Consider the following 21,165-nt stretch of genomic DNA (forward strand, 5'->3'; position numbering starts at 1 on the left):
GCGCAGGGGAAGGGATTTGAACCCTTGCGGAGCAAAGCTCCACCGGATTTCAAGGACTATTGTTTTATTTTAGACTAGTTTCCATTATTATTTCGGATATATTTTATATATCTTACTGTTATATTTTTATTGTTGCATTATGTATACTGTTCATTGTTATTTTGTAATTATTTTGATTATTTGTTGAATGTCTCTTTTACTTTGGTTTGGTGATGTGCGGGATTTTTTAAAAAAATATGTTTTTTCATTATTTATGGTCTGTTTTTTCCTATTTATTCGGATATTTCGATATATTTATATTGTAGTTTTTACATACATTTTATTAAATCTATTTTAAGCTCTCTCCCCCTCTGAGATGCTATCGGTGAAGAGGTGGCTTTTAAGGTAGTCATTAGTATCGCTATTTTTTGAATATTTGTTTTCATGAATCTATTGGGGTGTTATTATGATTGCCATATGTCCTCATTGTCTTAGTCCAGTTGCTTGTTTTGATAAGGATTACATGAACGGGGAGATTAAAGCGGTTAAAGTTGATGTGGAAAATTCAAAATGCAGCGTTCTTCTTGCAAGTAACATATATCAAAATGCAAAATGCTCGAATATACAGCATCTTAAAGTTCATGCTGGAAAAATAGCAAAAGAATTAAATCTTTCAGAAGGGAGAAAAGAGCTATTTTTTCAAAGAATAATCGAATTAAAGCGGAAATATAATAGATGGAAAGATTACAAAATCTTAGAAACCGCTTTAAATGCTATTTTATAATCCTTTAAGGTGATTAGCATGAAAAAACTATTTATTTTACTTTCACTTTGCTGTTTTTTGGCAGTAATTTCAATATCTGCTGTAAATGCAACACAAATAGTGGATATTACAGCAGAACTACAAACTATTGGAGCATCTGGTCAGGTCGAAGATTGTATTGATATTGAACAATATGCAAGTAGCACAGGATATTCAATAATAAATGACACATATGTTGAATACCAGGAAAACTGGGAACTAGATAACCCTGTAACAATCAGAATATACAAAAATAAAATAACTGCAACATATATTGGAGCAGATACAATAAAATTATTCAGGGTGTTGGACTGTTCTAATGCAGCAAATGATTATATTGTAAATGATGATAATTATTTACTATCTAAAAAATTAATAGATAAATACAACGAATTAAAAGAAGGGGGAAATTCTACAGCAATAGCTTACGAATCTCCAACACTCTACTCAAAAACTGCAAACTCAATAACATTTCATTATGTGGCAGGTGCGGTAAATAGTGGCACGGAATATATAGGAACAGGTTCTAGATTATCACCAAGTGACTATTATATAGTCTCTTTTGGAGGAGCAGCAGGTCGTGGATATGGTGATACAGTTACATTTAGTATAGGAAATGCCACTATTTATCAAGTTAATTATACGGGTTATGTCAATAGTTACAAATATACCATATCTTCAGGACAGTCCTCAGTTAGAGCATATGATGTTTCTGGTGGTGGGCAAGGCTATGGATACATGATTATTTCATATTTCGATAATAATGTCGAATTAACCTCACCATTTGGATTTAGTCAGGTAATCCCTATTGAAGAATTTACATTTGATACTAAGATAATTACAGCTCCAGGAGTTGTAATAAAAGAAGGAACAAACACAATTGGAACAACCGATATAAACGGAGAATTAAATGTAAAAATGACTGCTGGAAATCATGAATTAACTTTTGAGTTTCCTGGAATTATATTAACAAAATATGTAAATATTGTAGAAGGGATTAATATCGTGAATGTTAGTTATGGGACAATCACATTAAGAACTGTTGATGGACTTTCAGGAGAAGCTTTGGATACTGTTGTAGTTTCTGGAAATTTATCAACTACAATATCAGGAACTTATGAAACCTATATGCCGTATGGGCAATATGAATTATCTTTTACCAAGGATGGCTATTGGGAGGATACAAGGACAATAACAGTAGATGGGGACAAAAACATAACAATTGAATTATTCCCAACAAGCAGTATTTTTTTTAAACTAACCCAAACTCCAACAGAAATTACAACATGTCCTTCTTCAATTGCAGATGTAACTTTATCAGTTAATCCAATAAAAGATTCGTATGGAACTAAATTATACATCACAGGAACAGATGTTGTTAAAGTAGAAAAGAATGGTGTAGAAATTCCAAGGAGTACTGATGGGGCATACATTATTGGGGATGTTTCAGATTTAACAAACATCAAAATAACATTTGCAACAACGGATGCTGTGGGAGAGCATCAATTCACTGTCAGACTTATAGCCTCAGATATATTAGGAAACCAATATGCAACACAGAAGACAATCTATTATACAGTTCAGGAATTGCCTTTCATTATACAGGAACCTACATGGGCTATTGGGAATAATACATTGACAATCATTGAACAGTCGGGGGAGGATTATTCAATATTATTAGTATTGAAGGATACAAATGGAACAGAAATCTGGTCACAAAGTGCAGCATTCAATGCTTATGATAGTCAATCATTCACAATTGATATTTCCGTACCAGGCCAGTATGTCCTTGAAATTTCAGCAAAAAACGGGGTAATAACTACCTATATTCCAATTAGTGTATTGCAACCTATCAAACTCTTAACCCCAGAAGTCGAGGGAAGTAAGGGTAGTGTAGCAACAGTGAAATTGGAAATAAAAAACCCAACTAATGAAGTAAAATACTATGATGCAACAGTTACTGGAAGTATCTTTACCAACAATACGCCAAAAGTGACATTTTCCATTGCACCCGGAGAAACAAAAACAGTAGAACTTAAGTTTGAAGTTCCAAGTGATTTAGAATTTGATTCATACGATCTACAAGTTCAAGTCTTTGAAAAGGATGAAGCTGAACCAATATTCAATGACAAAGTTGTATTGAAGATTGTTGAAAGTTCATTCCTTCCACTTGGTGGAGGGGGAGATAATACTTTACTTTTAATAGGTGCGGCTGGTCTCATACTTCTCTTAGGTGTTGGTGCATATTATAGGGTGAGAACATGAAACCCTATCAATCTTTTTCTATTTTTTCAATTATTTTATTGCTCTTAATGCCCAATGCGTATGCTTTTGAGCTGTTCGGGCATGAAGTAAATGTTGATACAGGAGATGTTGCATCACTTGCGGTAGGTGCAGCAGTTGCTGGTGCAGCAATAGTTCTTGCACCTGTTGAAGTTCCCGCACTTGTTGTCGCAGGTGTAGCAATAGGTGGAGGTATTGCTGCGAACTACATTTATAGGGAGCTCACAGGAAAAAACAGTAATGATGGTGCAGTAGTTACTGACGGGAATGTTCCAACAACAGGGGAGCTTGTTAATGATACTGATATAACCTCAACACTTGTAAACCTACAATCAAATGCTGAAGAAGAGGCATCGAAAGATATACTCGCATTGAGGCAACAATTACAATCTTCAATGGTAAGTTACGACATCGAAACTTCAGGATCCCTTGCGGATATAAGGGTTGGTATAAAAGGATCAGATAAAATTTATGGATTTAGTGGTTTCCCATTATCCGTGAATATATATGCCCCATGTGCAGTAGATCCGAGTGAGAACAAAGTACACATTCAGGAGGTAACCGCATACGTAAAAGATACAGTAACAGGACAAATATGGTGGAAACAGACTTGGACAGGAGATCAAATACTAAGAAATAATGACTATACATGGAACTTTTTACTTAAAACTCCTGATCCTTATTATGGGAAAGCAAAATCGATAATAGATAACATTGCTAACAAAGAAACACTTGAAGAATTGTTAAAAGCAGAAGTGAATAAATTTGAAGTTCACGTTGAGATTAACGGATATAGGGAAGTATGGGCTTGGAAGACGGTTACACATGAGGATGGTACTACAACAGAGGTTCTTGTCCATGTGAGGGATGATCAGATAAGTGCTGATATTACATCCTTGTCGGCATGGCTCCATGAAAGCTCAGGTATGTATGAGATTGATGGGGCAGAGGGTTCATTACCTGCAAAATTTGCAGATGTGAGGGATTACACAGCATATAAAATAATTGCAAATGGTGCTGTATCAAACTTAATAGCAAGAGCTTGGGCAACTCCGGTTCATATATTCGATTCAACAGCAGATTACAAGCTTTGTTTTTTGGCGAATCCAGATTACTTTGGTCTTTTACAACCAACTATTACGGATGACGTAGCAGTAATTACATTCAGGACACAATATGATGGTTCCAGTGCAATATCATCTCAAGTTAAGGATAGTTTTGGAGATTTGGGGACAATAAACACAATAGCAACTTCACTGAACTATAAAACAGTTGAAAATACTGTGGCATTTGACACTTATGTTTTAATGTATGCTACAGTTAAATCAGGTGATAGGGAGCTCCCAATATGGCTCATAGCAAAACCAGCAATTACAGTATTGTCAAACAAAGAAGTTGTGTTCTCAGATGAAAAAGTTACTGAAATAGCAAGTATATTGCAAAAAGACGAAATCACAGAGCAAGATATTGAACAAATAAAACAAATCGCTACAACAATGAAAGCAGAGCTTGAAAAGAAAAAACAAACTGCAACTGACCTTAAAGCCAAATGTGCAAACAATGATGTAGCAGAAAAATACGCAGAAAAATCAATTGACTATTATGGTAAGGCAATTAGGGCCTTAGACGAATTACAGTCAACAAATAATGCCGAACAAATTGCAACACAATTGAAATTAGCAAAGAACTATGAAATGATAGCAGACTATTATGCAGATGCTACAGAGAAGGCATTATATGGGCAAATAGAACAAGCAGAAATTGATGTAGAGAATGCACAGAAGCTTGAAGAAGTAACAAAACAGTATGAACCATCAGTATGGTTTAGTGCCGGTTCATGGCTCGGAGATTCATGGCAATCCTTTAAGGAAGGGTTTGGAATTGGGACTGTTCCAGATTGGGTTTTAATCCTTGTTGTAGTTATTTTAATTGTCGGTGGAGCCGTGATTGTGCTTAAACTCTTCTAAGTTACTTTTTTTAAATCCCTATTTTTTAAAAACTATTATATTTTTGGAGGTGTTTTTTATGGCAAAGTCTATATTTCAGATAGATTGGAGAACATGGTTATTGAAAACCATTGCTGTTGGAGTAATATTGGGTGGAATATTCTGGTATTCTTCACATGTATCGCTTACAATGTCTGATATAATTACAACAATGGCAAAAACCCCACTTATTCTCATTTTGTTAATAGAATTGATTGATAAATTTGTGGATATGAACGATATATATTCGAGAATATACCTAAGCGTAGGGAGAGTTTCAGATATTGAAGATTCTGCAAAAAAAGTATTTATTTCCTTGTTGATATCGGGAATTGGATTCCTAGGAATTCTATGGGCACTAACTGGAACATTCACACTTGCATTAGGCTCCCTTTCAGCAGGTCCATTGATTGTATCGGCACTATATGCGACATACATTCTTGCTCCTGAGACAGGAGATGATGAATTACTTTTATTTTTATGGTTGGGGGCAACGATAGCCACAGGTGGGCAGCATATTATGATAATGCCTCCAATTCCGGGATTATCTACGCTGCCAGGTATTGGGACAACATTATTCTAATCAGATTTTTAAGGGTGATTCGATGTGATTCAGCAGATTATAGCAACAATAATTACTTTTATGCTCTGTTATGTGATGCAGAGTAATTTGGAAGTTATAGGGAATAGTTTAGGCTTTGGCGGTGTGCTGGCATGGGCAGTTCCTACATTTTTAATTATTGTATCAATATGGAAACTTGTAGCGAGGGATTGGAATCTTGGAGATGCAGTTGCAGTAATTGTTCTCTCTATTGTAGTAATGCTGTATTACACACAAGATGTAGGAAGGATAATTTTAGAAGTTTCTAAACTCATGCTGGGGTTGGGTGTTGGGGTTATAATTGGTTATCTCATTAAGGGTGATGACTAATGGCACTAGACACTGCAACAATTATGAGTTTTATTCAATCGCACTGGTTGGAATTGTTAATTGTATTGGGGATTGCATGGGCTATCAGAAATTGGCATGTGATTCTAATCGGTGTGATTGTAGTAATTGTATTAGCTAATCAGGGGTATGACCTGAGCTCACTCAAAGATATAATTTTATCACATCTCAACCTGAGCTCAGTTGGATTTCCATTATCATTCTTAAATCAAACTGTTAATTCTACATTAAACAATACAAACATTTTAGGGTGAAAGCATGGCAAGAACAGTTGCTAAAATAAAAAAGCAGAAGGGAAAATTTTACTATGTAGATAAGAACGGGAATGTGGTTGAAGCGGATAGATCTGAGATGGTGAAAAGGAAAAAATCTAAATCTAAAAGAAAGAGGTGATTTAGATGGAGCGTAATATAACAATCGGGCTTGTAATTGCGTTAGTTCTTACTAGTATAGGTGCGTTCTGGATGAGCTCACATAGTAGTGAGGGTGGAGGATTTTTAATTGATTTCTTACAAAATTCAAATACAACAACAGCAGATAACTCAACAACTAACAATACCTATCTAAACGATACCTACACAAATTCAACAATTAACAATACCTCAACTGACAATTCAACAGTAAATGAAACAGTAACCGATGATAATTCAACAACATTAACACTATCATTCTTAACTGTTGCAGTATTTGACAATTCAACTAATTCGTCTATAATTTCACTTGAAGCTTCAGAAACAAACATAACTGTTGATAATATCCTACTCTTCACATCATACGACAACATCAACTTTACAGAAGCTGCAAGTTTAACAAATACAACATTACCAACAACAATAACGGTTCCAGTGAATACCACATATTCAGAGATATACTATTACCTTGAAGTACTCTACAATAATACAACATATAGAGTACCTACAAATGGAACTGAAGTATTGAACATATCAGGCACTCAGTAAGAGTGATAACATGAAAGTTTTAAGAATTCTATTTTTTTCTTTTTTAACTATTTTTTTGATTTCTTTTGCTATTTTGAGTGTTCAAAAATCAGATGAAGATATTGTCAAGGAAAAACTTTTGGAGATGGGATATCCTGATGAAGGATACATTATTGAAAATAAAACAATTCGTTATCCTGACGGTTCTTTTGTAATCCTAAATACACCGCCAAGAAAGTATTCAATCGGTGGTGTTCAGGCGTTAAATTTGGCACGGAAGTATCTTGATGAGAAGTATAACAAAATGTTGGAAGAGCATGATTATCATCTTGATGTTGAACCTAAGAGCATTGGAGAATATGAAAATGAGGGGAACCATTACTGGCAGTTTAAGTTACTATTTGGAAAAGAGAATACCAAGGGCGATTTTATGGGCTATGTATTGGTAGATAGAAAAACGGGGCACGTTAAAATTAAAGGACTATTCAGTTGAGGTGATTGCATTGTGTTAAAGCGATTAGTTTTGGTATTACTAATAATGGTAGTTCCAATGGTGGTAAGTGCAGAAAATATAACATTGATAGATGCTCAGACTGGAGAACAAAAAGTGTTCTGGATTAATGACACTAATGAGAATCTTCCAGAGAACTTAACAGTTCAAATCATTAAAAAGTTGGAAATTGAAGGAAATAAAACAGTAATTGTATATGATGCCAACATGGTTAAGGCATACAATGTATTGATAGCAGAGCTGCAAAAAAACATGACAAAATTACAAAACGAGCTAGATAAGAAAAACAAATTGTTAGCAGAGTATATTTCTTACAAAAAGAAGAATATAGAACTTAATAAAAACATTACAAACTTACAAAAACAAATTACAACACTAAAAGCAGAAAATGAAATCATTAAACAACAAAATGAACAATACAAAGACATTATAACTGATTTAATTAATAAACAATCAAATGAAACAAAAGAAGGTTATATATCTGCTTACAATGAATGGAAGAAAGATGTAGGTAACTTTAAAACAGCGTTAATCTTTGGGGGGATAATATGTATAATCATTGGAATACTGTTGATAAAGGAAAAAAAGAGATACGAAATACCATTATGAATTTACAACTACTAACTAAAATTTAGTTTTTTTATCTTCTAACTACTGACACTACCAACATTACTGATACAGTTATAGCTGTTATTCTATTTTTCAGATATTATCATGACTATTGAATTTAAATACTAAGTTTAGGGATGTTTGAACCATATATAAATAATAATCAACAATTTAAATGTAGTGATATTATGGACATTAATATGTTTATAGGGATTGGAAGGGCGGACTCATATAAAAAAACAGCAAAAACTAAAAGGTATGTGAAACTCAGCGTGGGAGAAGCAAATCACATGATATTTCTAGGAAAAAGTGGTTACGGAAAAACTACATTGATGAGAGGATTGGTTGAAGAAATATATATTGCTCATCAAATGGCAAAAGTTCCTGCATTGATTATTGTTTTAGAGAAAAAAACAGATCATACAAAATCGGAAAAAATCATGGCAATATATGAGGAAGAGAGCTACAATAGTGAAAAGAAAATAATAAAAAAATACGGTGAATGGGTTTGGGAATATATCGAATCTTATATAAAACTACAAAATCAACATAAGCGAAATTTAGGAATGATGGGGGATTTTGCATTTGGAGTTCCAAACATCATTGGAAAGTTCTACAAGTATGATGATAAAAATACTTTCTTAGGAAGGCAGGGATTACAACCTTATGTATTTCCAACACGAAGATTTGTGTTCAGACCAAGGCGGAGAAAAGAATACATTGGAATGGATAATGGTTGGCACATGTGTAAAGTCTTTGAAGCCAAAATACCATATTCTAGAATCCCATTCTCACTACTGTCCTCATTCGGTAGTTTAGGAGAACAGACCCTTTACGCTCAAAGATTAAAAAACATTTGGGAAATTGAAGGAATCAAAGACCCTGACAAAGTTATTGATATTGCATTATCTCATGAAAAGAATCCTGACAATCCTTCATCAACATATTTCAGAATTGCAGAAACAATGAACAGATTGAAAAATGATAGATTATTTTCTAAAACAGATACTTTTTTCTGCAATCTATCTACTGATGCAATAAATGTTATTGATTTTTCAAGTAATTCCGATTTAACTCATGAGGAAGAATCTCTTATTTTTAAGTTTTTAGTTATTCATGCAATTAAAGTTGCATCGCAAACAAGGACTCCCATCTATTTCGTAGTTGATGAGGTTCAGAATATGCTGACTACGGAACATGGAAAGTGGGCTATTGATAAGATATTGAGAGAAGGGCGGTCTATGGGAATTAACCTTATCACTGCTACTCAGTATATGTATGGGTTACCTCAATCCCTCCTCATGGGTGCTTCGCATGTTGGAATAATAGGAAGGTTAGCTTCTCATTCCGATTGGAAGGTTTTAAGTAAATTAATAGATGATTTTGAAGATTCAGTTGAACCACCAGACCCAGTTAGCACATATACACAATATGAAGATTTTAAGAAAAAGATGAAATTTAAAGGATGGTTCTCATGGGATAAAGCATATACTGAAAGGATTGAATTTCGACAACCTCAATCCTTGTAGGTGGTATTATGAGCTTATTCAGTAGGTTTAAAAAAGAAAAGGAAGAAGATGCCCCTCAAAATGAAGAAGGTAATCAACAAGAGGATAATAAAGAATCATTTAATCCCATTAAAAAATACAAAAAGAAAAAAGAACAAAAGGAAAAAGAAACATTGATTATCAATTCATTAAAACCATACAAATGCACTCAAAAAATAATAATGTGGAACGATGGGGGGAAGGAAACAATATATGGTTATCCTGTTGCATTGATACCAACTGAAACAGGTTATGTAATATTATATCGTATGAGGGCGGTTGATTTTTTTGATGAGCTGATTATTAAACTAAAATCTCTTTTTTTAGGTTATAAAGAACAATACCGGATACTGCGAGTTCCTGAATATTGTCTTCTAAAAAGTCCTGAGGTATTAACCATATACGCACACAGTTTTAGAGTCATTAACCCTCTCACGGAAGAAGCTATTCCAATAGAAGGGAACGACCCTCGACAAAGAGTATTTTGGGATATAGAACGACAAAAAGCAGAAGCATACAGAAATGCACTTCACAAGATAATGCATGATGAGCTCCCTATTATTCTTGAAAGGGCCCTTGCTCTTAATCCAACAATGAGGGCATATCAAGGTAGGGAAAGTATGAAGGGAAGAAAAGAATCAAAGGCAAAAGAATTTTCAGGTGTTGAAATAGGATTCTCAGTATTTGATGAGCTTGAAAATCAATTGAAAAAGGAGGCAGGTATTGATGAGTGATAAAATAAACATTCCTCCTATGGAAGAAGTTGTTAAACACAGTTCAGTTATAACTGATGATAATGGCGATAAAAATAACGAAGAAGACGTGGATGAAGATGAGAAAATAATGAAAAAAGAAGATAATAATATTAAGGATAAACCGGTTGTTGAGGAAGTTGAAGGAGGGAAGGGGGGTGAGCTCGGGGCAGTTCCAAATATACCACCAATCCCCCCACTACCTATGGGAGGGAACAGTGTTGAAGAAAATGAAGAAGAGGATGAAGAACAAAAGAGTCGAAGAGGAAGACCTAAAACAATTCATGCTAAAACAGTATGTGCTAAAAGCATGTTGGTTATTTTGAAAAAATTGAGAAAAATACAAGATAAAACTCTGCAAGATGAGGTTAAAGAACTAGCAGGAGATGCAATCTTGGAATTAAAGCATTTGCACGATATTATTAATAAAATATTGTAAGGTGATATTATGAGTTTATTTGGATTGATTAAAAGAAATAACCGTGAAAATCAGAATATTCAAAGCATGCAATTAACTGCTGATTTTGAAATAAAATATAAATCTCTTTTAGAGGATATTTCTTTATTAACAAATGATTTGAAAAAAGAGTTTGAAAAACATGCATACTATTTAGCTATGAATAAGCTGCTATATGGTGCTGGTGTCGATAAGGCGGAGATGTTTATAGATTACCATGCAGGCAGAGTTTTGGAGTTGGAAAGAATTTTGACAAGATTATATAGGATTTTTGGGGACAATCCAAATCAATTATTGGAGATAGTTAAATTACAGAAGCAGAGGGCATTAGAAGATATTCAGAATACTGATAATCTCCTTAAATTACTTGACCAGGATACGGAACTTGAAAAAATTAGGGGTATAGCAACTAAAAATGATAATACCAATTCAGAATCGAAGAGAAATCTAAAAAAGTAAATTAAGAGATATTGTGGTGAAAGTATGAACATACATGATATTACACACAGGATGGGAATAATATATCAGCATGTTTTAGGAGACGATAATGACTTGGAAAAATGCTTTTTAAGGTGGGGTGCTGAACTTGATGAAGATAATTGGGAGGAATATAGTAAAGCATTGGCACAATGGATGGCAATTAAGGAAGGAGTTGAGATGGCAATGGAGGAGTTAAAACAATTACAAAAATGGATGGTAGAAATGGGATACGATGAAGATATTGAGGATGATGAAGAAGAAATGGAATGAAGAAAGCACTTATTGAAACTGGTATAAATGCTATATTATACTCTAAACCTAAAACAATAGAGTGATTATTTTTTTAGACATTTGATAAACTAATCAAAGTATAATTTGATTATTTTAGGTTAGTATTTTTCGGACATTCTAACATTATAAGAGGTAATCAACATGGGAGAAAATGACTGGGATATGGGATTAGATTATGAAGAAACTAAACAAAAACTCATCCAACAACTGGAATCATTGAGAAATAAGAAACCACTTTATAAAAACGACAGAAAAAAATATGCTTATTTGATTTTAGGGTTAATACAACTGAGAAATGGTTGCAGAATAGGGGAAGCGATTGAAGGACTAATCAAATTTACAAAATCAAAAGAACATGAAGTATCTGTTAAAGTGGAAAAAAGGAAAGATAATGCAATGAGAAAACTCATTCTTCCAAAGGAAATATCAAATAGAGATGTTGAACTGACAAAAGATGTGGTGTTGGAATGGGAAAATAAAACCATTAAACGAATTGCAAACAATGCATCATCATGGTATTTAACGAATTTAGGGATAAATACACACTCTTTGAGGTATTCCTACATTTCATACCTTGGTAAAAAGCAGTATCCTGCTCAAATTGTGGCATCAATAACCGGGCATAAAAAAATAGACATGATTTTAAAATATACTCAATCTAAAATAGCGGAGGATGTTTTGAGGAGAGAAGGATGATAGAAAAGGACGTTAATAAAATAGTTAGTTGGGATGAAATAAACAAAATCATTGCAGATTCCAATAAAGATTTGGTATTTATAAGAATGCCAGAATCAGTATTTAACCATCCCAAAATGGCATATAAAATCCAAGTTCTTAAAGAAAACACAAGAATATTTATTGAAGTTAAATCTAAACAAAGGGGAAGGAAGAGGAAAATAAATGAAACTCAAAAGAGAGAACTATTAAACCTTATAAAAGAAGGACATTCAATAAGAAAGACTGCAAAAATGGTCGGTATTTCAAAATCTACTGTGTATGAATATGTAAAAGATGATATGATAAGTATGAAAAAAGAACAACTAAAAGAGTTGATCTATGAGTTTAAGGAAGTGTTTATTGAGAATGATTTATACGATATTGGATCCGTTCAGATATTACTTAGAGAGTTGGAACAGGCTGTTGAAATTGGTGATTTAAATCGAGCGTATGAGTTGTTATCGGAGCTCCGAGAGTATTTCGAATAACTTATGATCTATCATATAGTTAGGTAAAAACTAATTAAAATCTTTTTATAAGTCTATAATTCTCATCAACATTGATTAAATGATATTCCCCCACTACATCTCGAGGTTTGAGTTCATTAATTGCTCGTGCGACTGTTCTTTTCCATGAAATCCTTTTTTCTTTAGGGGTTATATCTTCAATTGACTTAATTATCTCATGCACTTTCATACCAATATAATAATGTTTATCTTCCCATGAGGTATCCCATTTTTTACAATCAATATCAATCTCAGCGACATATTTCAATAACTCTTCCTTGGTTTCATCACTCAACTGTTCCCATAATTTTTCAGTTATAACAAATTCATCGTTTTCATCCAATATGATGAATGAACCGTCTTCGAATAGTTCCTCAGCATCTTGCATACTTATTTGCATAACATCACCCTGTTTTAATCAATAATAGTAGTTGTATCAAGATAGTCGCTCCATGCTATGGCTATGTCAATACATGAGAGCCATTAGTGTTATCACATCTCATAATAACCCCTCCCTTGTTATAAGAATAAGAAATGCCCCCACGTTGGATTTGCTAAAAATATAATTTCATCAATACTTGAAAAAATAATTCTCCTACTCATCAAAACCCCCCAACCCCATCAGTTAGAAAAACCGCTTTAATAGATCCATTACTATTCATAATTTTAGATAATTCCTTTGCCAGTCTCCGATACTGGCTTTTCAATGAACCCTCCTACTCTTTTAATACGGATTCGATTTTATCCCTGTCCATAATATCATCTAAATATTAACTCTCTTTCATTCTAATTTTGCAAATCAATTCATCAGGATTAAGTTTTTTATTCAACAATTCATTTCCCCTGCCATCTTCACAAGGCACTTTTAAGGTTATACTTTTGACATGCCCTGTGATAGATGAATAGTTAGCATCCCATTTAGCCCCACAATCACGGCACCATATAACAATTTTCCTTTTAAAAATACCGTCTTTTACTATTTTAGCAGTAGTAAGACCCTTACAAAATGGACATAATTCAAAGTATTCCATTAAATCTGATTTTAAGTTAGAATAAAACTTCCAAGTGGATATTAGCATAAATAAACTTAACACTGTAAAAGAGATGCCGTAAAATAAATATTCCATATTTGGAGAACCATATGAAATGGACAGACCACCTACTTTTATGATTGTAGAATCATGATACTTAATTAAAAAATACACTCCAAGAGCCAAGAATACAAAAGAAAACAGTAATGAAAAATAATAACCGGTGTTTATATTATCATATCTCATGATCACCACAATTTATTCAATATGACTATAATTATTGTTTTTTTATATGGACTTTTGAATTATTGCCTATAATAACACCATCTCCATTAATGGTAACATCACCATTAATATTAATTCCAGAATTTAATGCTTCATCCCGTTCCTGTTCCAATTGTTCTGCCAATTCATATATTTTAAGTGCTTTTTTACCAAGTGGAGTGAGTGAATAAAATACCTTCGCTGTTCTCTTTGTAGGATCTTCGCATTCTTTTTTTATTAGACCTTCACTGAGTAAGTCGTTTAGTGCATTTGTTAATGATTTACCCTCTATTTTAGAATGTTTTTTTAATGCTCCAAAATGTAATTTACCCCATTTTGCAAGTAGTAGCATTACTGTCTTACTGTTCTTTTTTGATATTGTTTGAAGCATTGTTTTCACAGTATCTGTTGATTTTATCAATATTATTTATTTAGTAATACATTAATCAATATGGTATATATCTCCAATATTGGAATAATATCCAATAGAAAACTATATATAGTTAAGTGTTCCAAGATGTATAGTGTAAAATATTCCACTATTGGATAACAATACAATATGGTGAAAACATGAAGGAAATATTGATTGTAGAAAACAAAGAGGTAAAGAGTAATGGAAATACCGGACGTGTATTAGTTCCTAAAAGGTACCTCGGAAAGAAAGTAAATGTCTATCTTTTGGAAGAGAATGGAGATACTGAAATTTTAGAAAATAACAACAAAAAAGTAAAATTGAGGTGAAAGAATGAGAATATCAAAAAAGAACTGGAATATGCTAGACCCACTAAACAGAGAAGCAAAAAGAAAATACGGGGCTTGGATTTACAGGCTTGGGTATGATAGCGATGGAAATTTCATATTCATAAAAAATGGTGAATACTTGTACAGGGGAACCAACAACGATGAACTTAACGATATGATGCAGAAAGAACTGGCAACACTTGGAGTTGGATATAAAATAATAGAAGTTCATGGATGAAAAAGAGGGGGTGAATACATGGTAAAAGTGTTTGTTGAGAATGCACCTTATTGTCCAGAATGTCCAAATGGTCCTATGGTATGGGATGAGGACGAGTATGGCTGGTATTGTTTAAACTGCGGATATTTTGATGATACTGATGAGGAGGATACTGATTATATGTTTGAAGATGTTGAGGTTCCAGAGCCAGTAACATTCAAGGAGTCAATATTAAATGCAATTGGGAAACGTGATGAGATGACCTATAAGCAATTGAAGGAAGTGGTTTTAAAAGAGTTAGATAAAGTGTTAAAGGAACTAAAAGATGATGGGGAGATATACGAGCCAGAAGAAGGAGTATATAAAATATTATGAGGGGGAAAACAATGCTAAAAAGATTCACTTTATACAAAAACATAGATTCAAGAAGATTGAGATTCATCTTACACCAATTACAAGACTTAAACACAATAGACACACATACACTAATCGAAGTTTCGAAATTAAAGAAAAAATATGAGAAAAAACTCACACTAATAGATGAAGAAATAGAGATCGTTGAAAAATACGGAAGGAAAACAAACGAACTACTTAATTATATAATATACATGGAAGAGCTCAGGGAGGAACATGAAACCAGACATTCAACTCCTGTATCTCAAACGCAGTAAAGAAGATACAGAAAAGGAACAGGGAGATAATAAATGGCTAACTAAATTCATAGAAGAAAGGCTATTCGATAATATAGCAGAAACTACAATAAAGTCAGACGTTAAGCGATTGAATATTTTCCTTAATTACTGTAAAAGAATCAACAAAGAGCCTGATCAACTTACTAAATCAGATTTTATTAAATTTTTTAACTACCTGGAAACTGAAAGGAAAATATCAATCAACACCCAAGACAAATACCATAAATTACTAAAAGTATTCTACCGACTGATGAGATTGAACAACTACAGGGAATTTGCAGAAGAATGCAAGGAAAGAAAGAGATTTACACGGTATGAGAAGAAACACTATGACTTAATCACAGAATCAGAATTGGATAAAATATTAAGAGAAATAGGAAAATCCACCAGCAGAACAAAAGAACGAGACATACTAATAATAAGGTTTTTATGGGACACGGGGGCAAGGGCATCAGAGGTTTTAAATCTCACATATAAGGACTGCGATTTAAAAAAAGGGATATTCAGATTACGAAACACAAAAGGAAAAGAAGAACGGCTTGTAGTATGCAGGGATGACACATTACAGTTCCTTAATTGGCATATTCGATACAACATAAAACAAGAGGATGACGACCCAATATTTCAAACAAACTATGGCAAAAAAGTAACAAAAGATTGGATAAGTAAAATATTCAGAAAAGCAGTTAAAAAACTACAAAATGAAGGAAAACTTCCAAAAAACAAAAGAATTGTTCTACATTCCTTAAGGCATGGGAGGATTGTTAAAATGCTGGAAGATGGAATAAACATAGAATTAATAAAAGAATATGTTGGTCATAAAAACATAGAAACTACTCTAATTTACGCCCATGCCAGTGAAAGAATGAAAAAAAGTTTAGAAGATATTAGGCGAAAATTGTAAAAATAGTAGACAAGGGATAATATGGAGTCTTTATCTATAAATAACTTACCAAATGACACAGAAAATATAACAAAATTACTAAGCGAAAGAAAGGAATTTTTAAAAAGACTACCACTTCATATAAGTATGCATTATTTTGGAGAAGGAGGGACGATACCTGAGGATAAAACAATACACTTTGATTTAAAAGAATCATGTAGCATAATGGGTGTATCTTACGAGCTCCTAAAAGAAATATATTGCAAAGACACTTATGGAAAACTGCAATTATGGCAAGACATATACGATGCACTAACTACAAAATTAAAAATAGAGTTGGTACATCCAGAACTAAAAGACATAAATAATATTGACCTATCTAATGAGGATGAACAAACACAAAAATTATACAATAGAATAATGGATAATATCGAAAATACAATATTTAAAGAAGAAACAGGAGATTATGATTTAAACCTTGAAAAAATAAGGAATGTATATTCCATATATAAAACATTCATAAAGGATAACGGTTCAGAAAATATAAAATACATAGCAGTATTTCCAAAACCAAAAATAGAAAATATAGAATATTTCGATGGACACAGATATACAAAGAAAAAACTTCTCAAAATGAGAGGAGAAGTCATCGACATGTATGATGAAGACTGCTTTTTTAACTTTATCCAACTTGCTAAAAATGGAAACATAAACATTGGAAATTACATAAAAGAGTTTAATGGAATTTACAACTATGTGGTTAAAAGATTTGATAATACTAGCACAATTAGAAAAACCGAATCATGGGGATACTTCGGAGAGGGGAAGGCAATATTCAAAGGTTGGGATATTAACATTACAGGAGAAAAAGCAAAACGGTTTGAAGAGTTATTAAACACTGAATACAAAGAGGAAGAATTAAAAGAACTGGCTCAAAAACTAAATGAATATGTGAAAAATGAAGAATTTTCAAAGATAATATTAGAATGGAGTTTGGCATCAATATTTAGATACTCTTTAATGGATGAAAGAAGATTGGATAAATTCCCATACTTATTAATAAAAGGTAAGCAAGGTATTGGTAAAACTGCCAGAATTAATATACTGTTTAGTAAGTTTTTGTTGAATACAACAACGGCATATTCTGTTGATGATGTTAAAGGAAGTATTGCTAAACTGGCAAAGGAACAATACATAAATCTTCCAATGTGGTTTGACGAACTAAAAATATTCCCAGACCGACTGGTTGATATGTTAAAACAACTGGGAACTAATAAAGAATACTTAATGACAAGAGGAAATAAGAATGTGGAAAAGGAAGATTACAGATTTTATTTAAGAAGACCTTTCTTAATCTCAACGAATCAATTTACAATAGACGATCCAGCATTATTAGACAGATTCATAGTACTCTATGCCGAGGACTATGAATTAATAGATAATGCAAAGATTGGAAAGGAAATATTCAATAACATACACAAATTAGGGGCATGGATATATGACAACATAGAGGAGATTAAAAAAGAAGTAATTGACAAATTAGAATTTGAAGCAGATAGGGAACTGGCAAATGAAACCGTGCTGTATATCGGAAGAGAATTAGCAAAACATATATTCTCAAAATTCGGAGTAGAGTATACTCCAAGCACGAGGGTAATATACGGCAATGATAGTGTAGTCACATCAAAAGACAGCATAAGACATAAGATAATAGAAAAAACAATCAAGTTATCAGAATATGTAAAAGATGGAATAAGATACAATATTTTAGATTACTTTGTAGATCCAGCAGAATACAACACAGTAGAAAAAATACTTGCGAAATATGGAATATTCCCATACACCGATAAAATAGGAAACAATTACATAGCCATAACTAAAACAGGAATACTACACATGGATTTAAAGGAAGAAGGCATTAAGAAACTTTCAGAGTTAGATGCACACGGGTTTAAAACGACAGTAATTAGAAAGGAAAAAACACACAGAGTTGCACTAATTCCAATAGATGAAGAGGTGAAAGAAGAGGACACTGAATTGGCAGATATAATATTGGATACAATTGGAGGTAATACAGTACATGAGGCGGAAATTATTGCAATAATACATAAAGAGCATAACATAGATGGGGAAAAGATAAGAAAAACATTGAAAAATATGGAAGGAAACTCATTAAGAAAGGTAGGAAAATATAAATATGCAAAAATGAGCGGAAACAACATAAAAGAAAGGATAAAAAAGTATATTGAAAATAAAGGCAAGGTAACAATAAACGAAATATGTATTAAGTTTGACATTGAGGATGAGGAAGCAGAAAAGATACTTGGCGAGTTGTGTTTGAAAGGTGAAATATCAAAAATCAATAACACGACATACATACATTAACTCATCCTCTATATCCTTTTTTTAAAAATATCCGTATATTTAAATATATTATAAATAATAGGGAAAAATAAGCCCAAAATGGCTTTATTTTGTTATCCAGTATCAACGATGTATATGAATAAATGAGTATGATTAAATAATACCTGTGCGAGTTGTTAGCACATTTTTGAAAAGTAAACATATTGATTTTATGAAAAAATTTTGTAACAATGTAACAACGTAGGAGAGTGCTTTATTTTGGAAAACTCGACCTGTTTTCTGTTACATTGTTACATTTTTGTTTTTGTAGAAAAATGTAACATTGTAGATAGTAAGGCAAACAACTATATTTAGTTTATCAATTGTCGAAAAAACTACATTTTGTTACATTGTTACATTTTTTTTGTAACATAAAATTGTAACAATGTAAAGAAAATACGTTGAGATTTTAAACTATACTCGATGAATTATCGTTGTTACATTGTTACATTTTTTTGAGCTAAAAGTGAGGTGTATGTTCAGGATAAAGCCTTGCAAAAATGGCAAAAGTATTACTGATAAGTTAAGGTCATGCAGTCACGTATGAAATTTATCGGAGCTCTGATAGAGTGAGTTCCAGGACATGCTGATAGATATTTATATATTTGTTCAACTCAATAGTTTTGTTAAATAGTTAAAAGGAGAGGATATTATGCCACCAAATGTTGATAGTGTTTATACCAATTTAGACATGTTCAATACGTGCAATGGATTGTTGAAATACAACGGGCATGTTATATACACTGTTGGTTATGAAGGGAAATCAATTGATGATTTTATAAATATCTTAAAAAAGGAGCATATTGATGTGTTAATAGATGTGAGGGAGTATCCATTAAGTAGGAAAAAAGGATTTTCCAAAACCGCACTGTCTAATTACTTAGAATCCAATGGCATAAAATATATTCATATGAAATTACTTGGAAGTCCTAAACCGTTAAGGGATAGATTGAAGTCTAAAAGTATATCATTTAAAGAATTTGCTACACAATATATTAAGTATGTTCGAACACAGGATGAAACCTTATCAATTCTTGAAGATTATGCTTCATCACATAAGTGTGTTTTAATGTGTTATGAGAAGGATTGGGAAGTTTGTCATAGAAATCTTATTGCAAATATTCTTTGTAGTAGGGGGTTCGGGGTGATTCATATTTGAGAGAAGAAATGCTTGTCCTTGCAAAAGCCACGCCTATTGTCAGTAAAAAATATGAGAATTTAGTATGTGTTGCAGGCATTACTAAAGATGGTGAGTGGAGGAGAATATTCCCTATTCCATGGGATGTGTTTAAAGGAGATAGTAATGTAAAATTTCGTAAAAAACAGTGGATTGTGTATGAACTTACAAATGATAAAAGTCCTGATGGACGACCTGAAAGTAGAAAAATTAAATACGGTTCAATAGTGCCCCTTTATGAGGAATCTTTTAAGAATATAAAAAAGATGTTGGATTCTAAATTAACTACTCTTGAAGAACTTCAATCTAAAAATAGGGGAGATTGTTCCTTAGGGGTAGTGTCCCCAATCCTCGATGATATGATTTGGATGAATAGCATTAGTTATTCAAAGACTATACAACGGGCAAAAGGTCAGATGACTTTGGATGGTGATTCCGTATTAAAATTAGATATTCCTGATAAAAAGTTTCAATATATATTTAGATGTTCTCAATTCTGTCCAAAAGAACATAAAATTATGTGTGAGGACTGGGAGCTCGGGGAGCTATATAGAAAAATGAAAAATAAATATGGTTCAGAAGAGGCATGTTTTAAAGTTAAGGATAAATTTTTAAATCGGATCACTTCATCAGGTCATGTTTATTTTATAATGGGAACTCATAATTTATGGAATACTTGGATGATTATTTCAGTAATTTATCCCAAAAAAGATGATTTAAAATCATTATCTTGTAATTCATTGCATGATTATTTTAAATAATTTATTTTTTTAACTAGTCTATAAAAGTCCTATGGTGCAGTAATTTATAGTATTTTTTAATACGTCGGATAAAGTCCGACGGTGTAACTTCATTAAAATGCGGTTAAAATAGCCTTATTTTTATCAAAAAAGTAAAGCGCAGGGGAAGGGATTTGAACCCTTGCGGAGCAAAGCTCCACCGGATTTCAAG

General features: G+C 32.6%; 28 protein-coding genes. 25 read left to right on the top strand and 3 right to left on the bottom strand.

The genetic code is table 11. The features are described from left to right. Positions 1 to 445 precede the first annotated feature (445 nt). From F555_RS0101530 to F555_RS0101610, 17 genes are all read left to right on the top strand, one after another. Positions 446 to 763 (top strand): hypothetical protein, encoded by a 318-nt coding sequence (locus tag F555_RS0101530; RefSeq protein WP_018153462.1) that lies wholly within the window; start codon positions 446 to 448, stop codon positions 761 to 763. Positions 764 to 781: 18 nt separating this feature from the next. Continuing rightward, entirely contained in the window at positions 782 to 3,046 is a 2,265-nt protein-coding gene (locus tag F555_RS0101535; RefSeq protein WP_018153463.1) for a COG1361 family protein, read from the top strand. Between the two features lie 47 nt (positions 3,047 to 3,093). Continuing rightward, positions 3,094 to 5,031: a hypothetical protein gene (locus F555_RS0101540; RefSeq protein WP_211204476.1), complete on the top strand. Its 1,938-nt coding sequence runs from the start codon at positions 3,094 to 3,096 to the stop codon at positions 5,029 to 5,031. 58 nt (positions 5,032 to 5,089) lie between these two features. Further along, positions 5,090 to 5,632 (top strand): hypothetical protein, encoded by a 543-nt coding sequence (locus tag F555_RS0101545; protein ID WP_018153465.1) that lies wholly within the window; start codon positions 5,090 to 5,092, stop codon positions 5,630 to 5,632. Positions 5,633 to 5,656: 24 nt separating this feature from the next. Continuing rightward, positions 5,657 to 5,980: a hypothetical protein gene (locus F555_RS0101550; RefSeq protein ID WP_018153466.1), complete on the top strand. Its 324-nt coding sequence runs from the start codon at positions 5,657 to 5,659 to the stop codon at positions 5,978 to 5,980. Beyond that, positions 5,980 to 6,252 (top strand): hypothetical protein, encoded by a 273-nt coding sequence (locus tag F555_RS0101555; RefSeq protein WP_018153467.1) that lies wholly within the window; start codon positions 5,980 to 5,982, stop codon positions 6,250 to 6,252. The genes F555_RS0101550 and F555_RS0101555 overlap by 1 nt, the downstream gene beginning before the upstream one ends. A gap of 4 nt (positions 6,253 to 6,256) precedes the next feature. After that, the gene (locus F555_RS09635) at positions 6,257 to 6,391 is read left to right on the top strand and encodes a hypothetical protein (RefSeq protein WP_018153468.1); all 135 of its coding nucleotides are present in this window, start codon (positions 6,257 to 6,259) and stop codon (positions 6,389 to 6,391) included. A gap of 5 nt (positions 6,392 to 6,396) precedes the next feature. Next, complete coding sequence (locus F555_RS0101565) at positions 6,397 to 6,957, top strand: hypothetical protein (RefSeq protein ID WP_018153469.1); 561 nt, start codon at positions 6,397 to 6,399, stop codon at positions 6,955 to 6,957. A 10-nt stretch (positions 6,958 to 6,967) separates the two neighbouring features. After that, positions 6,968 to 7,429: a hypothetical protein gene (locus F555_RS0101570; protein WP_018153470.1), complete on the top strand. Its 462-nt coding sequence runs from the start codon at positions 6,968 to 6,970 to the stop codon at positions 7,427 to 7,429. Positions 7,430 to 7,441: 12 nt separating this feature from the next. Next, positions 7,442 to 8,056 (top strand): hypothetical protein, encoded by a 615-nt coding sequence (locus F555_RS0101575; RefSeq protein ID WP_018153471.1) that lies wholly within the window; start codon positions 7,442 to 7,444, stop codon positions 8,054 to 8,056. A 188-nt stretch (positions 8,057 to 8,244) separates the two neighbouring features. After that, complete coding sequence (locus tag F555_RS0101580; RefSeq protein WP_018153472.1) at positions 8,245 to 9,585, top strand: ATP-binding protein; 1,341 nt, start codon at positions 8,245 to 8,247, stop codon at positions 9,583 to 9,585. 8 nt (positions 9,586 to 9,593) lie between these two features. Then, a complete protein-coding gene (locus tag F555_RS0101585; protein WP_018153473.1) occupies positions 9,594 to 10,337 on the top strand; it encodes a hypothetical protein in 744 nt (247 codons plus the stop codon). Then, a complete protein-coding gene (locus tag F555_RS0101590; RefSeq protein WP_018153474.1) occupies positions 10,330 to 10,794 on the top strand; it encodes a hypothetical protein in 465 nt (154 codons plus the stop codon). The genes F555_RS0101585 and F555_RS0101590 overlap by 8 nt, the downstream gene beginning before the upstream one ends. Before the next feature lie 9 nt (positions 10,795 to 10,803). Next, a complete protein-coding gene (locus F555_RS0101595) occupies positions 10,804 to 11,271 on the top strand; it encodes a hypothetical protein (RefSeq protein ID WP_018153475.1) in 468 nt (155 codons plus the stop codon). Positions 11,272 to 11,295: 24 nt separating this feature from the next. Next, the gene (locus F555_RS0101600) at positions 11,296 to 11,562 is read left to right on the top strand and encodes a hypothetical protein (RefSeq protein ID WP_018153476.1); all 267 of its coding nucleotides are present in this window, start codon (positions 11,296 to 11,298) and stop codon (positions 11,560 to 11,562) included. Between the two features lie 162 nt (positions 11,563 to 11,724). Beyond that, entirely contained in the window at positions 11,725 to 12,279 is a 555-nt protein-coding gene (locus F555_RS0101605; protein WP_018153477.1) for a site-specific integrase, read from the top strand. After that, positions 12,276 to 12,788 carry a helix-turn-helix domain-containing protein gene (locus tag F555_RS0101610; RefSeq protein WP_018153478.1) on the top strand — a complete coding sequence of 171 codons (513 nt, stop codon included), beginning with the start codon at positions 12,276 to 12,278 and terminating at the stop codon, positions 12,786 to 12,788. Before F555_RS0101605 ends, F555_RS0101610 begins: the two co-directional genes overlap by 4 nt. Before the next feature lie 34 nt (positions 12,789 to 12,822). Here F555_RS0101610 and F555_RS0101615 read toward each other — a convergent pair whose 3' ends face one another. From F555_RS0101615 to F555_RS0101635, 3 genes are all read right to left on the bottom strand, one after another. Beyond that, entirely contained in the window at positions 12,823 to 13,206 is a 384-nt protein-coding gene (locus tag F555_RS0101615; RefSeq protein ID WP_018153479.1) for a hypothetical protein, read from the bottom strand. 370 nt (positions 13,207 to 13,576) lie between these two features. Beyond that, positions 13,577 to 14,083 carry a hypothetical protein gene (locus F555_RS0101630; protein ID WP_018153481.1) on the bottom strand — a complete coding sequence of 169 codons (507 nt, stop codon included), beginning with the start codon at positions 14,081 to 14,083 and terminating at the stop codon, positions 13,577 to 13,579. A 31-nt stretch (positions 14,084 to 14,114) separates the two neighbouring features. Beyond that, a complete protein-coding gene (locus F555_RS0101635; protein WP_018153482.1) occupies positions 14,115 to 14,492 on the bottom strand; it encodes a winged helix-turn-helix transcriptional regulator in 378 nt (125 codons plus the stop codon). Positions 14,493 to 14,671: 179 nt separating this feature from the next. Between F555_RS0101635 and F555_RS09290 the strand changes: the two genes are divergently transcribed. The 8 genes from F555_RS09290 to F555_RS0101675 all read left to right on the top strand — a co-directional run bounded on the left by F555_RS09290 (position 14,672) and on the right by F555_RS0101675 (position 20,975). Continuing rightward, positions 14,672 to 14,842: a DUF2080 family transposase-associated protein gene (locus F555_RS09290; RefSeq protein ID WP_018153483.1), complete on the top strand. Its 171-nt coding sequence runs from the start codon at positions 14,672 to 14,674 to the stop codon at positions 14,840 to 14,842. Positions 14,843 to 14,846: 4 nt separating this feature from the next. Next, positions 14,847 to 15,080, top strand: coding sequence for a hypothetical protein (locus F555_RS0101645; protein ID WP_018153484.1), 234 nt, complete (start codon positions 14,847 to 14,849; stop codon positions 15,078 to 15,080). 18 nt (positions 15,081 to 15,098) lie between these two features. Next, positions 15,099 to 15,434 (top strand): hypothetical protein, encoded by a 336-nt coding sequence (locus F555_RS0101650; protein WP_018153485.1) that lies wholly within the window; start codon positions 15,099 to 15,101, stop codon positions 15,432 to 15,434. Positions 15,435 to 15,445: 11 nt separating this feature from the next. Next, entirely contained in the window at positions 15,446 to 15,730 is a 285-nt protein-coding gene (locus F555_RS08900) for a DUF2540 domain-containing protein (protein WP_018153486.1), read from the top strand. Next, positions 15,690 to 16,655 carry a tyrosine-type recombinase/integrase gene (locus F555_RS0101660; RefSeq protein WP_018153487.1) on the top strand — a complete coding sequence of 322 codons (966 nt, stop codon included), beginning with the start codon at positions 15,690 to 15,692 and terminating at the stop codon, positions 16,653 to 16,655. The genes F555_RS08900 and F555_RS0101660 overlap by 41 nt, the downstream gene beginning before the upstream one ends. Positions 16,656 to 16,676: 21 nt before the next feature. Then, positions 16,677 to 19,019: a FeoC-like transcriptional regulator gene (locus F555_RS08905; RefSeq protein ID WP_018153488.1), complete on the top strand. Its 2,343-nt coding sequence runs from the start codon at positions 16,677 to 16,679 to the stop codon at positions 19,017 to 19,019. Between the two features lie 670 nt (positions 19,020 to 19,689). Next, positions 19,690 to 20,196, top strand: a complete 507-nt coding sequence (locus tag F555_RS0101670; protein ID WP_018153489.1) for a DUF488 domain-containing protein — start codon at positions 19,690 to 19,692, stop codon at positions 20,194 to 20,196. After that, positions 20,193 to 20,975 (top strand): hypothetical protein, encoded by a 783-nt coding sequence (locus F555_RS0101675; RefSeq protein WP_018153490.1) that lies wholly within the window; start codon positions 20,193 to 20,195, stop codon positions 20,973 to 20,975. The genes F555_RS0101670 and F555_RS0101675 overlap by 4 nt, the downstream gene beginning before the upstream one ends. The last annotated feature ends 190 nt before the right edge of the window (positions 20,976 to 21,165 follow it).

Origin of the sequence: Methanothermococcus thermolithotrophicus DSM 2095, from assembly GCF_000376965.1 — an archaeon.
GTDB lineage: Archaea > AGJL01 > Methanococci > Methanococcales > Methanococcaceae > Methanothermococcus > Methanothermococcus thermolithotrophicus.